The organism is Nocardioides sp. BE266 (assembly GCF_031457855.1).
In the GTDB taxonomy this organism is placed as follows: Bacteria; Actinomycetota; Actinomycetes; order Propionibacteriales; family Nocardioidaceae; genus Nocardioides.
Window position 1 is genome coordinate 516,867 of the sequence record NZ_JAURTI010000004.1, and the last position, 13,880, is coordinate 530,746.

Annotated in this window: 14 protein-coding genes; 8 read left to right on the top strand and 6 right to left on the bottom strand. The window is 68.1% G+C overall.

The window, feature by feature from the left end; all coding sequences use genetic code 11:
• Nucleotides 1-23 precede the first annotated feature (23 nt).
• Complete coding sequence (locus J2X46_RS14785; protein WP_310251802.1) at nt 24-575, bottom strand: hypothetical protein; 552 nt, start codon at nt 573-575, stop codon at nt 24-26.
• Between the two features lie 358 nt (nt 576-933).
• Between J2X46_RS14785 and J2X46_RS14790 the strand changes: the two genes are divergently transcribed.
• Entirely contained in the window at nt 934-1,398 is a 465-nt protein-coding gene (locus J2X46_RS14790) for a hypothetical protein (RefSeq protein WP_310251804.1), read from the top strand.
• Nucleotides 1,399-1,635: 237 nt separating this feature from the next.
• On the opposite strand, the gene J2X46_RS14795 is transcribed toward J2X46_RS14790, so the two are convergent.
• Complete coding sequence (locus tag J2X46_RS14795; protein ID WP_310251806.1) at nt 1,636-2,388, bottom strand: hypothetical protein; 753 nt, start codon at nt 2,386-2,388, stop codon at nt 1,636-1,638.
• Nucleotides 2,389-2,590: 202 nt separating this feature from the next.
• Between J2X46_RS14795 and J2X46_RS14800 the strand changes: the two genes are divergently transcribed.
• The 4 genes from J2X46_RS14800 to J2X46_RS14815 all read left to right on the top strand — a co-directional run bounded on the left by J2X46_RS14800 (nt 2,591) and on the right by J2X46_RS14815 (nt 4,699).
• A complete protein-coding gene (locus J2X46_RS14800) occupies nt 2,591-3,394 on the top strand; it encodes an FxLYD domain-containing protein (RefSeq protein ID WP_310251808.1) in 804 nt (267 codons plus the stop codon).
• 435 nt (nt 3,395-3,829) lie between these two features.
• A complete protein-coding gene (locus J2X46_RS14805) occupies nt 3,830-3,967 on the top strand; it encodes a hypothetical protein (protein ID WP_310251810.1) in 138 nt (45 codons plus the stop codon).
• A 75-nt stretch (nt 3,968-4,042) separates the two neighbouring features.
• Nucleotides 4,043-4,375 (top strand): DUF6966 domain-containing protein, encoded by a 333-nt coding sequence (locus J2X46_RS14810; protein WP_310251812.1) that lies wholly within the window; start codon nt 4,043-4,045, stop codon nt 4,373-4,375.
• Nucleotides 4,376-4,411: 36 nt separating this feature from the next.
• Nucleotides 4,412-4,699, top strand: coding sequence for a hypothetical protein (locus J2X46_RS14815; RefSeq protein WP_310251814.1), 288 nt, complete (start codon nt 4,412-4,414; stop codon nt 4,697-4,699).
• Nucleotides 4,700-4,757: 58 nt separating this feature from the next.
• Here the strand turns inward: J2X46_RS14815 and J2X46_RS14820 are convergent, their stop codons facing one another.
• From J2X46_RS14820 to J2X46_RS14830, 3 genes are all read right to left on the bottom strand, one after another.
• Entirely contained in the window at nt 4,758-5,984 is a 1,227-nt protein-coding gene (locus J2X46_RS14820; RefSeq protein ID WP_310251815.1) for an IS110 family transposase, read from the bottom strand.
• 214 nt (nt 5,985-6,198) lie between these two features.
• Nucleotides 6,199-7,671: a hypothetical protein gene (locus J2X46_RS14825; protein WP_310251816.1), complete on the bottom strand. Its 1,473-nt coding sequence runs from the start codon at nt 7,669-7,671 to the stop codon at nt 6,199-6,201.
• Between the two features lie 506 nt (nt 7,672-8,177).
• A complete protein-coding gene (locus J2X46_RS14830) occupies nt 8,178-9,032 on the bottom strand; it encodes a tryptophan 2,3-dioxygenase family protein (protein WP_310251818.1) in 855 nt (284 codons plus the stop codon).
• Between the two features lie 41 nt (nt 9,033-9,073).
• Between J2X46_RS14830 and J2X46_RS14835 the strand changes: the two genes are divergently transcribed.
• The 3 genes from J2X46_RS14835 (at nt 9,074) to J2X46_RS14845 (ending at nt 12,625) form a co-directional block, all read left to right on the top strand.
• Nucleotides 9,074-10,009: a DNA-3-methyladenine glycosylase 2 family protein gene (locus tag J2X46_RS14835; RefSeq protein ID WP_310251820.1), complete on the top strand. Its 936-nt coding sequence runs from the start codon at nt 9,074-9,076 to the stop codon at nt 10,007-10,009.
• 82 nt (nt 10,010-10,091) lie between these two features.
• Complete coding sequence (locus J2X46_RS14840) at nt 10,092-11,783, top strand: FAD-dependent oxidoreductase (RefSeq protein WP_310251822.1); 1,692 nt, start codon at nt 10,092-10,094, stop codon at nt 11,781-11,783.
• The gene (locus J2X46_RS14845; protein ID WP_310251824.1) at nt 11,780-12,625 is read left to right on the top strand and encodes a hypothetical protein; all 846 of its coding nucleotides are present in this window, start codon (nt 11,780-11,782) and stop codon (nt 12,623-12,625) included. Before J2X46_RS14840 ends, J2X46_RS14845 begins: the two co-directional genes overlap by 4 nt.
• On the opposite strand, the gene J2X46_RS14850 is transcribed toward J2X46_RS14845, so the two are convergent.
• A complete protein-coding gene (locus J2X46_RS14850) occupies nt 12,622-13,872 on the bottom strand; it encodes an MFS transporter (protein ID WP_310251826.1) in 1,251 nt (416 codons plus the stop codon). The genes J2X46_RS14845 and J2X46_RS14850 overlap by 4 nt on opposite strands.
• Nucleotides 13,873-13,880: the final 8 nt, after the last annotated feature.

The window sequence follows — 13,880 nt, forward strand, 5'->3', positions numbered from 1 at the left end:
GACCCGATCTTCGGGCTGACAGCTCACAGAGGGGGCTTTGTGGAGCCGTGCTCTTCGGGCGCTCGCGAAGGGAGAAGTCGACTCGGACCCAACTCGTCGACGAAGCGGCGGACCCCATCCTCTCGAGCTTCGGAGTGATGTGGCGCGACGTAGAGGACCCCGTGAAGTACCTCGATGAGGTGGCTCGCCGAAAACCACACGTCCGTCCAGTTGGCATGATCCGCGCTCTCGTTCTTGCTGTTTACGAAGAACAGGCGGACGTCGCCGTCAGGTGACACGACAATGCGGTCCGGTGATCCGTGGGTCACCTTGTTGCCGATGTCATGGAGGGTCACGTTCGAGGACTCGCCGTTCCGTTTCGTGAGCGAGCCGGCGATCGTGGTGGCTTTCTGCTCCTCGCGAGGCACGGATTCGCGGACCTCGCTCGCGAAGGCTCTGATGCACATCTGCGCCAGCGCTGGCACCAAGTCCTCACTCTCGTCTGCGACCTTGTAGGTGCCGGGGTGCGACGACCACATCTCCGCGAGTGCCTTCAGGAAACTCCACGAGAGGCGAAGGTCGGGCTGGGCTCCCATGGCTCAAGTATCGCCCCAAGGGCAGGCTGTGCCGCTGGCGCCGAGAGGCCTCATGCGATCCGCCCACCCGCCGCAGGCCAGCGCGCCACCGGCAGCCCGACGAGACTGGTGAACATCCCCTTCATGGCTAGTCCGGTCAGCATCGTCCTCCTGACCTGGCGGAGGCGGACCGCTGGGATCCGCCGAGCCTGGGTGCGTCTTTGCGCCGCGTGCCGGGAAATGCGCAGCTCGCTCGGCGAGATTCAATGTTCTGCTTCAGACTGGTGCTCCGGATCGTCGCGTACTTGGCTTAGTTCGCCGCACGATCGTGGGCCTCACGCCCAGCGCGACAGGGCGCCGCACCTAACTGGAGGACTCGGTGAACCAACACTTCGCGAAGGCAATCGGCGGACTTCTCATCATGCTCGTCGCCTCCGGCTGCGGAGGAGCAGACAGCACAGCCCCTGAGCCGAGCGAAGACGCGACCTCCAGTGGGACACCATCAGCGGCTCCTACCGAGACACCAGAACCGGCCGCATCACTTCGAGACGTCTGTCCCGAGATCGAGGCGCCGCTGCTTGCGGACGACGAACCACTGATCCCCAAATACGACACGCTCGACGCGATGAGCAGCGCAGCGTTGGACGGACTGATCAATGGAGACACAGAGACAAAAAATGCGGTGGAGCCCTTCATCGACAGCCTGGCACCGGTAAAGGATCACGTCCGGACAGGAGGCATGACCGGCACCATGTCAGACAGCGAGGCTGCTCGAACGCTCATCGACGCGCTCGATCAGCTGGCGGCCCGCTGCAGGGCTGCGGGCTCATCAGCACTTCAGTGAATCGGCTATCCCACTCAGCGTCAAAGAGTGGCTCGACTGACGTAGCGATCCGCGCGATCGGCTTCACAAGTCTTGTCGAAGGGTTCTGCGACTGCCGGACATCGCTCGAGCCTTGCACCTGGCAAGCCCATTCCGCCGCTTGACTGCAACATGTGCCACTCGCAGCGGAGGCCTCGTCGCGGTGCCCTTCGTCGCCGCGGGCAGTGCGCCAGAACGTGACTACATGTCGATCGAAGATCAGTTGGCGGTCTTCTCGAGCTTGGTGATGGCCTGCTTTGCCAGTTTCTCGAGCTGAGCGCCATCGGCGCCTGCGAGTCCGCCGTTGACCATTGCCACGACGTTGTGGCCGATGACCACGTACGCCACGTTTACCGAGACCGTGAACGCCGAGGATTCGAGGGTCATCGCGAAGGCGAGCGTCTGGTCACCCAAGTTGCCGAAGGACATTGGGGAAACCGTCACCTTGCTGACGGTGCCGTCGGAGTCCGTGCTGTCGAAGGACGGACAGTCAGAGAACGCATCCGCGATCTTCTGGACCCTGCTGGAGTCGACGGGGTCAGCGTAGCTGGAGATGGTCTGGGAGAGGACTGTGCCGAATGGGCCGCCCTTGTTGAAGTTGGCCTCGCCCTCGGCGGCGGCGTCCGTAGAGGTCTCGTCCAGCGCGTCGAGCACGTCCTTGCACTTGGGCGGAGAGACGGTGTCCTCGCTCTCCTCTTCTTCCTCCGCGGGGGTGGCAGTCCAGCCTGCAGGAAGGTCAGAGACGGTCAGGAGGGCCTTGCCGATCTGGGCCTTGCTCAATTGGTCGCCCGCAGGGGCCTCGGGAGCCTCAACAACCTCGGCCTCCTGGGTGCTGTCAGCGGTGCTACCACTCCTCTGAGGGTCGACTGTGACGGCTCTCTCCGGGCGATCGCCGCCACATCCCGCGGCGGCCAGCGAGAGGACGGTCATCGCCGCGGAAACGCCAATGAGTCGGTGGATGGAACGGGACACGGAAGCTCCTTGATGCGGCGACAGATCGGCGGTCACCGTATGACGTCAGCGGCACCGATGTAGTGGGATCGCCAGAATGCTTCGGATCGCTGTGCCTACCCGATCACATGACGATCGAAGGTTCGTGGAAAGGCCAGTGCTTTCCGGAAGCACTCCGGCATACTTCGGCCCGTTACGCCACGAACATGTAGGTCGGGGGACCATGAAGAATCGACTCGCTGCTGCCATTTGCGCCGCAACCCTGCTATCCGGATGCGCCGCGTCGGATTCGGGCGAGACGGTGCGCTCGGGGAACGGGCCAGAATCGGCAAACACCGACAACGCGGGCCAAGGCTTGGACACAGCCTCTGACGAGGATGCCGGTAGCGCGTCGGTCGAGCCCACCACCTCGCCGATGCTCAATATCCAGGGCGACCTGCAGATTCCAGACGGCGAAGACGGACAGCTGTCGGTGGTTGTTGTTGGTCAAGCCGACCCCGCGTCAGGCACCGTGCCCGTGGTCATCCGCAACATGACTGCATCGCCGCTGGCGAATCTCGAGGTGAGCGGGACAGCCCGTGACGGAGCCGGCAACCTGATGGGATCCGGCTCTTCTCAAGGCTTTGCCCCCGAGCTCGTGAACCCCGGTGAGTGGGCATTCGGATATGTGTACATCGACGGCGTGAAGGCCGCCAAGGACACTGAGTTCGACTTCACTGCCACGGGAAGTGAGCCGGACGACTACCTCAGTTCCGTCGATGTCGAGATTGTCGAGGTTGCCTTGACCAAAGGTAGTTTCGGGGACAACTTGACCGGCATCCTCAAGAACCCAACCGACCAAGAGGTATCCGGACCTATTGACGTATCCGCGGCTTGCTTCGACAAGTCGGGGGCACTCGTCGGTACCCAGGGAGGCTTCGCCGACTCGGACTCCATCGCCCCTGGCGGTACTTCGTCGTTCTCCGTGGATCTCTTCGACGACGCCTGCGAGATCTTCGCCATGGGCGCGAGCGGCTACGACTTCTAACGTCCCCACCGTAGAGCCATAGTCTCGTGGCCTCGGATCCACCGAAGCACGATCGTCAAGACGTGCGTCCTTCCGCCGCTTGGTGGGGACATCCGGATCTGCCGATGTCCGGATGCTCTTGTGGCGCAACGGTCACAATGTGTCATGAGCACGAGGGCCGCCGATCGGCGATCAGTGGGGCACCGACTTTGTGCGGTTGCCGTAGCGAGCGCTGCGCTTGCTGCTCTGTCGGGGTGCTCGTTGTTTGCTTCGGACCCCGTGAAGAAGCAGTGGGAGTCGCGCGACTCTCTGACGAGTTGCGGATCGCTCCAACTTGGACAGATGGAACCTATAGAGTCCGTCGGCAAGTCAGAGATCGCCTGTCTGCAGCGCGCCCTCGATTCAGGGTCGGGCGCTGAACTCACCGTCCAGTATCCCACAACCGAGGGGGACCCCGTGACGGACTACTACCGCGTGACGGCAAGAGGTTCGACCGAGGTGTACACCGACGCATCGCAGGACGCGTTCAGCGACGGCAATTGGAGTTTCGCTTCCTGCGATGACCCGGACTCGGCACTCGAAGTCAACTGCTGACGTGTATCCGGACCTGTCGCGACGGGTTGCGCGGATCTGCCGATGTGCGATCGCTTGCCAGATACGGTCTCGATCGTGACGCGCGGACCCGTTGAGCCCCCTTTCCAACTGCTCGCCGATGCGGTCCGGCTTCTCGAAGGCGTAGGAGAGCAGCATTGGGCGGCTTGGCTGCGGGGCGACCTGCGCCGTCTCCGTCGGGGCGACGGGTTTGCGATCGAGCATCTGCTCAGCGCCTACGGCGGAATGGGCAGCATCAACGACGTGCTGATCAGCCCACACAATGGGCACGATGTCAGCGAACACGAGGGCGAGGTGACCACTGCGGAGTTGCGGAGGCTGCTGAGTGCGATCTACCACAGCGCGTCCGGTCTACGCCGAACGTCCGGATCTGCCGCGATGAGTGCGTGAGGCCTCCCGCTGATTCGCTCGCACTAGCCTGAGTTCGTGTCCAGGAAGGCCGAGCGTCAACAGGCGCAAGAGACGGTCGCGAGCTACCACGAGGCGCAGCTGGCGGAGCTACTGGCGCACGTGGTCGAAGCAACCGAACGCTTTCGCAGTGGCGACTTAGACGCCTTCGCCGTCGACCACGTGGTGTTCCAGTACTCCCGCGCGGCGAATGAACTTTGGAAGTTCTGCAACGCCGGCAATGTCGAGCTCATTGCAAGCCAGATCCACGACGCACCAAGGATCGACTGGTGGGAACGTGGAGCGCCGAGACCCAGGAGGCGATGAGGTCGAGCGGCGTTCTCCAGCCGCGCGGATCTTGCGTCATTCCGGCTCCCTTCTGTTGTCAACCGGTCCGGCGTAGCGTCTTGTCTGCGGGTCCGGGAAGTGGCTGATCCGAAGTGTCGATGTGCAGGGGAAGGTCGACCGCGCTGGATTCTTGAGACGCCCTGCAGTGCCCTCCCGGACCCGTGCCAACGTCCTCGACCGCGGCTTGGCGTGCGTCTTCGACGAGTTGGCGGTAGATCGCGTCGGAGATCCTCCGCTTGAGACAGCGGACTGCCTCGAGTGGCTTCTTGCCCTCGGCTCGCTTGCGCAGGTAGTAGCGGCGGCCGTCGGTGTCGAGGCGGATCTGACTCATCGCCGCAATGTGGATCATGTGATTCATCCGCCGGTTCCCGGCCCGTGAGAGCCGGTGCCGGTTCTGCTCACCAGACGATGCGTCGAGGGGTGCGGTGCCGGTCCAGGACGCGAACCGGTTGCGGTCACTGAACCGGGTCACGTCACCGACATCGGCCAGGACGCGGGCAGCGACGACGGGCCCGACGCCGTGCAGGTCCATCAGGCGCGAGCCGCGGGCCAGCACGATCGCCTTCAACTCGGCGGTGGACTTCTTGATCTTGGCCTCGACAGCGATCAGCTCGGCGAGCTCCTCGGCGGCGATCCGGCGCCGGGTCTTCCCGGCGATGTCACGCGGGCGGACAGAAGCAAGCATCGTCTTGGCCTGACCGGTGGTGATGTCGCGTTTCGCTTGTCCTGGCAGGAGTTCTGCGAGCAGCGCCTGCAGTCGGCCGACCGTCTGGACCCGGCGTCGGGTCAGTGCTTCACGTCGGTCAGTGAGCATCCGCAGCGCCTCGAGCTCGCCGTCGAGCTGCAGCACCCGCAACGTGCTGGTGCGCACTGCGACGGCCGCGACGGCGTGTGCATCGTGGGCGTCGGTCTTGCGATTGTGACCGGTGTCGAAGAGCCGGACCCGAGCCGCCAACTTCGCCGGGACGTCAACGACGTGTTCGCCGTCCTCGAGGAGTCGTTGCGCGAGCGGTCGTCCCGCACCATTGCTGCCTTCAACAGCCCATATCCGCTCGGGCCAGGACTTGGCGTACTTGCGCATCGCGCCATAGCCGGCTCCGTCGGTGGTGAACCTGCCCGACCCGAGGAACCGCTCCTGCTGGTCGACGACCTCGATCGTCGCTGACAACTTGTGGGGATCGACCCCGATGATCACCCGCTCTGCTTCCTGACTCATGTGCTGCTCCCGCCTGTTCTCTTCCGTTGTGGACGGCGAGGTGGGCATTGCTACTACGAGCAGGGCAGTCCCTTCTTGAGCCACGCCTCGTCACGGTGACCGGCGGGCCGCAGACCGAAAGTGAGCCACACCAGAACAGCCGGTGGGCAGCCGCATAGAGAGCTGCCCGTCGATCACCTGGACCGAGTCTGGCCAGACACCGGTCCTACAGGAATCGTCTAGTAGCCGCCAGTGACCGCGGCCAGACACATCTCCGGGGGATCTACCCGAGGTAGATGTCCACCCCGGGCGGCGCCTCGAGGATGATCCGGGCCTTCTCTGGGTGGAGTCGGTGGGTGCCGGTGTGGTCGACGAGGAAGCCGAGCCCGTGTGGGGTGAGCCAGACGTAGCGTCCTTCGCCGCACTGGCGTGACTGGTAGCCCGCGTGGGTCTTCCAGCGGTGGTGTCGTCGGCCGAGGGGGCCGGAGTTGTGGGGGCCGGTCTGGTCCGGCGGGGGTTCTCGTCCGTTGTCGCCGTGGCCGGTGTGTTGGTACGGGGTGGGGTGGTCGAGGTCGACGTGGCGGCTCGTGGAGCCGGCGTAGGGCCAGTAGTCGCCGCCGGTGACGAGGTGGACCTGGTCGCGCAGCGACTCCGGGTGCTCGTAGGCGGTGTAGCGCACTCGTGACGAGAGGTCCTTGACGGGCTGGACCTTGACGTCGAAGCGGCGGAGCAGCTCGGCGAGCTGGGTGAGGGTGACCGGTCCGAGTCCTTCGACGCGGGCGACGCCCGCGGTGCCGTTGAGGACGGCTTCGTGGAGGTGCACGTGGAGCACGGCCTTCGAGGCCAGCGGGGTGAGGTCGAGGTCTCGCAGGGCGTCGAGAAGGTCGGCAGGGAACGCGAAGGCTCGCGCGGGTGCGGGCTCGTCCGGGTCGGCCGGCTCGGCGAGGTCGAGGTCGAGCTCAGGCTCAGGCGGTGCAGGCGGGGGAGTCGTGTGCTCGAGGAGGAGCTGGAGGAGCTCGGTGGGGCGGGCGAGCCAGCCGAAGGCGAGGGCACGGAGCTCGTCGGGGTGGGCGTCGGGGTGGAGTGGCGCGATGATCTCGGCGACGCGCTGGACGATCGCGTCGACGGCGGCTACGTCGCCGGCCTCCAGGCGGGCGACGAGGGTGCGCAGGCCGTACTCGTCAGTGCGGCCCAGACCTACGTAGCGGCGGCGGCGTTCGGCCTCGCACCGCTCCTCGTGGAGGGCGGTGTCGGCCTCGATGACCTTGGCCTCGGCGACCTCGAGGACCCGGCCGACCGCCTCGGTGGCGATCATCCGTGAGACGGCGGAGTCGACGACGTGGACCTTGTCGGCCGGGAGGTGGCGGGAGAGCTTCGCGATCCGCCTGGCCACCCACACCTCGCACTCGCCGCGCCGGCACACCGCCCAGGTGAGCGGCAGCCGGTGCTCGAGGTCGAGGACGTCGGCGAGCATGTTGCTGGTCGCGGTCACACCGGCACCGCGGGCGAGCGCGATCTCGCCGAGGCAGAAGTCCTGCACACCGGGCGTGCCTTCGCCGCCGACCTGCCTGAGCACGTTGCCGACGCGTCGTGCGTGGCGTCCGTCGGGGCCTTCGGTCGGGTCACTCGAGTGCAGCTCGGCCCACTTCGAGAGGACCTGGAGCTTGTCGACCTCCGCGAGCCGTGCGGCGCGCTCGGCCTCGGTCGCGGCGGCCAGGAGGCCGGCTGCGTCGAGGTCGTGGAGGTCGGGGTTCATGGGTACCACGCTAGACGAGACCACCGACACTCTGACCTGCTGGAACAAGACTGTGGAGAACTATTTTCGAACAAGCAGGCCCATCACCTGACGGTGCGCTGCGACGGACCTGTCCCGGGTCTGGGGCCGCCACGACTCATCGGTTCACCCCAGTTCCCGCTGCAAGCGGCGAGGTCGTCTCGAACCGCAACATCGGCTACGGCCAGGACGCGACCACGCACGCCGATCGCTCGACGCGCGAGTTCTACCGGAGGCTGAGCGCGACCACGAGCCGGATCTAGGTCTACGTGCTCGGCGTCGACGACAAGACGCTCCTCGAGCCACCTAGCAGGGCACCCCGATGTCAGTGGTTTCGAGGCTCGCTTCGCTCGCACCTCAACCACCGGAAGGGTGACGGTCGCACCTCAACCACCGGAAGGGTGACGGTTGCACCTCAGCCACCGGAGGAGTGAAGGTCGTAGCTAAGCCACCAACAGAGCGTCCGCAATCGCGGGGTCTCAGGTCCATCACTGACCGATGCGGGTGCGCACCTCGTAGAGCTCGGGGAAGAACGTCAGCGACAGCGCCCGGCGGAGGAAGTCGACGCCCGAGGAGCCGCCGGTGCCGACCTTGTGACCGATGACGCGCTGGACGACCTGGAGGTGGCGGAAGCGCCACTGCTGGAAGGCGTCCTCGACGTCGACGAGCTCCTCGCAGGTCTCGTAGACGCCCCAGTGCTCGGAAGGAGCGGCGTACACCGAAGCGAAGACCTCGACGAGCTCGGCATCCGTCGTGTGCGGCAGAGACCAGTCGCGGTCGAGCAGGCGGTCGGGGATGGCGTACCCCTGGCGGGAGAGGTACGCCAGGAACTCGTCGTAGAGCGACGGCTCGTTGAGCAGCTCGGTGAGCGCGTCGCGGGCGTCGGAGTCGTGGGCGAAGACGTTGACCATGTCGGCGTTCTTGTTGCCGAGGAGGAACTCGACCTCGCGGTACTGCGCGGACTGGAAGCCCGAGCTGGTCGCCAGGAACGGGCGGATCTCGGCGTACTCCGACGGCGTCAACGTCGCGAGCACCGACCACTGGTCGGTGAGGGTGTGCTGGATGTGCTTGATCCGCGCCATCCGCTTGAGCGCGGGGGAGAGGTCGTCGGTCCGCAGCAGCGCCCGCGCGGACCGCAGCTCGTGGATCATCAGCTTGAGCCAGAGCTCGCTGGTCTGGTGCTGGACGATGAAGAGCAGCTCGTCGTGCTGCGGCGGGTCGGACAGCGGCTGCTGGGCGGCGAGGAGCACGTCGAGGCGGAGGTAGTCGCCGTAGGACATCGACGACGAGAAGTCCTGCTGGATGCCCTCTTCCAGGTCACGCTTGTTCGGTGTTTCGCCCATGGCCCGCAACCTAGTCGGTGGCCTCGTCTAACGTCGCACCCATGGCCCCCTCCACCGCCGGCGAGCGCACCCGCACGTGGGTGCCCGACTGGCCGTGCTCGGTGGCCCAGGTGCTCCGCCCGCAGCGACGCGGCGCCGGCGACCCGACCCAGCGCCACGAGGAGTCCGGCCGCATCTGGCGCGCCATGCGTACGCCGACCGGGCCGGCGTCGCTGTGCGTCCACCAGCGGCCCTCGAGCGGCGAGGTGCACGCCCGCGCGTGGGGAGCCGGGGCCGAGTGGGCGCTCGACCGTCTGCCCGCACTGCTCGGCGCCGACGACGACCCCACCGGCTTCGTCGCCCACCACCCCGAGGTCGCCGAGGGGCTGAAGCGGCACCGGCACTGGCGCATCGGCGGCACCGGCCTGGTGATGGAGGCCCTCGTGCCGAGCATCCTCGAGCAGAAGGTCACCGGGAAGCAGGCGTTCGGCTCGTTCCGCGAGCTGGTCCGCCACCACGGCGAGCCCGCTCCGGGGCCGGTCGCGCCGCTGCGGCTGATGATCCAGCCGACCCCCGAGACCATCGCGAAGATCCCGAGCTGGGAGTGGCTCCGGCTCGGCGTCCAGCCCGCCCAGTCGCGCACGATGGTGACCGCCTGCCGGGTCGCGTCCTCGCTCGAGCGCATCTCCGAGGTGAGCCTCGAGGAGGCCGACAAGCGCCTCCGGTCGATCCGTGGGATCGGCGTGTGGACCAGCGCCGAGGTCCGGATGCGCGCGCTCGGCGATCCCGACGCGGTCAGCTTCGGTGACTACCACCTCGCCAACTGGGTCGGCTGGGCCCTGCTCGGCCACGACATCACCGACGACGAGATGGCCGAGCTGCTCGAGCCCTACCGCTCCCAACGCGGCCGCGCGGCAGCCATGGCCATCGCCGGCGGGCAGTCCCGCCCTCGCCGCGGGCCGCGGATGAGCATCCCCTCGCACCTGCCCACTCGGTGACGTACTCCCCAGAAATGGAGTCGCCAGCCCCGTGGGGCGGGGGTAGCGTCGATGCCGATGTCAGGGCTTTGAGGGAGGCCGCATGAGCGACGTCGATCCGGTCATGCTGCTGGCCACGACCGACGAGACGTCACGGGACGTGATCGGTGGGGAGCTGCGCCGCAGGTACGGCAGCGACTACGAGGTCGTCGTGTGCGCCGAGTACACGCATGCCCGCGCGGTGCTCGAGGGCCTGCGGCGGTGGGGACGCCAGGTTGCGCTCGTCATCGGGTGCTACGGCCCCGACGACCGCGAGGGGCTGCTCTTCCTGCGCCGGGCGTACTCCCTGCATCCCTCCGCCAAGCGCGCGATCGCCGTCGTCTGGGGCGACTTCGCGAGCACGCCCGAGGTGTTCTCCGCGATCTCCCACGGCCACGCCGAGCTGCTCCTGCTGCGGCCCGAGCGCCCGCGCGACGAGGAGTTCCACGGCACGATCTCCGACGCCCTCGACGACTGGCACCTCGCCCAGGGCATCGGCTTCGAGGCCGTGCGGCTGATCGGCGAGCAGCGCGACGAGCGCACCCACGTGCTGCGCGACACCTTCGGCCGCAACCACATCCCGGTCGCCTTCCACCAGGTCGGCAGCCCGGCCGCCAACCGCCTCCTCGCCGGCGCCGGCCTCGAGGACCCCGACCTCCCGGTCGTGATGCTCTCCTTCACCTCACCGCCCACGACCCTCGTCGCACCCAGCGACCTCGAGATCGCCGACGCCTTCGGGCTGATGACCCCGCTCTCGCCCGACAAGGTGTACGACGTCGTGGTGGTCGGCGCCGGGCCCAGCGGGCTCGCGGCCGCGGTCTACGCGTCCTCCGAGGGCCTCTCGACCCTGGTGATCGAGCAGCAGGCGGTCGGCGGCCAGGCCGGCACGTCGTCGCTGATCCGCAACTACCCCGGCTTCTCGCGCGGGGTCAGCGGCGCGCACCTGGCCTTCCGCTCCTTCCAGCAGGCGTGGGCCTTCGGCACCGAGTACTCCTTCATGCGACCCGTCGACGCCCTCGGCACCGAGGACGGCATCCACACCGTCTCGATGACCGACGGCAGCCGGGTCCGCGCGCGCAGCATCGTGATCGCCACCGGCGTCGACTACCGCCGCCTCGACGTGCCCGAGCTCGAGTCGCTGGTCGGCCGCGGCGTCTACTACGGCGCCGCCGTCGCCGAGGCGCCGTCGATGACGGGGGAGGACGTCTACGTCGTCGGTGGCGGCAACTCCGCCGGCCAGGCCGCGCTCCACCTCGCCCGCTACGCCCGCCAGGTCGTCCTCGTGGTCCGCGGCCCGTCGCTCGCGGCGAGCATGTCGGAGTACCTCATCTCCCAGCTCGAGGCCACCCGCAACGTCTCCATCCGCTACCGCACCGCCGTGGTCGGCGGGCGCACCGACGACGGCTGCCTCGAGGAGCTGACCCTCGGCGACCCGCACGGTGAGGGCGAGACCGAGCGGGTCCCCGCGGGCGGGCTCTTCGTGCTGATCGGGTCGATGCCCCGCACCGCCTGGCTGCCCGAGGAGCTCGAGCGCGACAGCACCGGCTTCGTGTGCACGGGCCGCGACGTCACCGCGCCCGCACCAGATGGCGTGATGCGGCTGCCGCTGGAGACCAGCCTGCCGGGCGTCTTCGCGGTCGGCGACGTGCGCGCGGGTTCGGTGAAGCGGGTCGCCACGGCCGTCGGTGACGGCGCGATGGTGATCGCCACCCTCCACGGCTACCTCGCCGCCCACCCCCTCCCGGCTCCCGGATGAGCCGGCACCTCGCCGCGGGGCGCGATGCCGCCGTGGCCCGTCCGATGCGCGTCCTGCTGGTGGTCGCCGCCCTGCTGGTCTTCCTCGCCGGCTTCCAGCTCACCGTCTTCCCGACCCGCACCGACGAGTGGTTCTCCTGGACCATCGACGTGCCGATGACCGCCGTCTTCCTCGGCGCGGCCTACTGGTCGAGCGCTGTCCTCGAGATCGCCGGCGCCCGGTCGGCCGGCTGGGGTCGCGCGCGGCTGACGGTCTGGACGGTGCTGGTCTTCACGACCCTCACCTTCGTCGTCACGCTGGTTCACCTCGACAAGTTCCACCTCGGCGCCGAGCAGCCGACCAGCGCCCGCCTCGTCACGTGGGGCTGGCTCGCGATCTACGCAGGCGTACCGATCGCGATGCTCCTCGCCATCGGCCTGCAGTCCCGCGTCACCGTCGAGTCGAGCAATGGAGTACGACGACCGCTGCCGGGGCTGCTGCGGTGGCTGCTCCTCGGGCTCGGTGCCGTCCTGCTGGCGTCGGGCCTCGCGCTCCTGGCCAATCCCGAGTGGGCCGCCCGGGCGTGGTCGTGGCCGCTCACCCCGCTGACCGGTCGCGCGGTCGGCGCGTGGCTCGTCGGCCTCGGCTGGGCCGCCGTGCACGCCCGCCTCATCGACGACGCCGCACGGGTGCGGCCGCTCGGTCTCACCGGCGTCTCCTTCGTGGTCCTCGAGCTCATCGCCCTCGCCCGCTATGGCGACGCGCTCCGCTGGTTCGGCTGGCAGGCGATGGCGTACGTCGGCGGCCTGGCGTGGATCGCCGTCGTGTCGATCTGGATCCTGGCGCTCCGGCCGAGGCACTAGGCCGAGAGCTCCGGCGGGGGTGCACCGGTGAGACGGAGCTCGGTCAGCACGCGCCGGGTCAGGGCGTAGCAGGCGACGAGCACTGCGACGACGAAGAACCCGATCTGCACGCCGGTCGGACCGAAGGCGTGCGCGAGCGGGCCTACGGTGATCTGCCCGATCGGCGTCGCAACGAACGAGAAGAACCCGTCGATCGCCATGATCCGCGACAGCATCGCCTCGGGCACCTTCTCCTGGACGAGGAGGTTCCAGGAGAGGTCGAGCAGGCTCAGCGCGGCTCCACTGACGAAGAAGGCGGTGGCGAGCAGCCAGACGTCGACGTGGGTGCCGAGCACCAGCATCGGGACGTTCCAGAGGACGAACGCGACCATGATCGCCTTCATCGGACGCGTCAGGCTCGCCTTGGCCAGGAAGAAGGCGGCGACGAAGACGCCGACCGCCTGCGCGGAGCCGGCCAGCCCCCAGCCCTCGCTGCCGATCGTGTCGTCGGCGATCACCGGGCCGAGGACGTTGATCGCGCCGCTGTGCAGCGCGTTGAAGACGAGGGCGCAGGTCGCGCCCGGGATCACCCAGCCGAGCTGGCGGGCGAACGACCACCCCGCGACGAAGTCGCCGATCACGCTCGGCTTCGCCTGGCTGCGGTCGCCGGGAGGGAGCCGTACGAGCACGAGCAGGGACGCCGCGATCAGGTACGTCGAGGCGTCGATCGCCAGCGCCCACCCCGGGCCGGCCGTCGCCACCAGCAGGCCGGAGATCGCCGGTCCCACGATGCCCACGAGGCTCGTGGCCTGGCCGATCAGCAGGAACGCGGCCTTGCGCTCCTCCACCGGCAGCAGGATCGGGACCATGCCGAGGAAGGCGGGATAGCTCACCGCGAAGACGACGCCGGCGACGGCCTGCAGCACGACCAGGTGCCAGATCTCGGCCCGGCCGGTGATCACCAGGACGGCTGTCAGCGTCTGCGCGACACCCTGGACGAGGTTGCAGCCGCGCAGCACGACGGCGCGCGGGAGTCGGTCGGCGATCGCACCGCCGAGGAGCATGAAGACGACCATCGGGATGCTGGAGGCGGCGACCACCCAGCCGAGTGCGGAGGCCGAGTCGTCGATCTCGAGCACCGCGAAGGCGAGCGCGACGCCGGCCATCGACCCGCCGAAGCGGTTGATGACCTGGCCGATGAAGAAGTAGCGGAAGTTGGGGGTCGCGAGCGGGGACAGCCGCGTCCCCGTGCTCACCTCCTCCGACACGCGCCGGC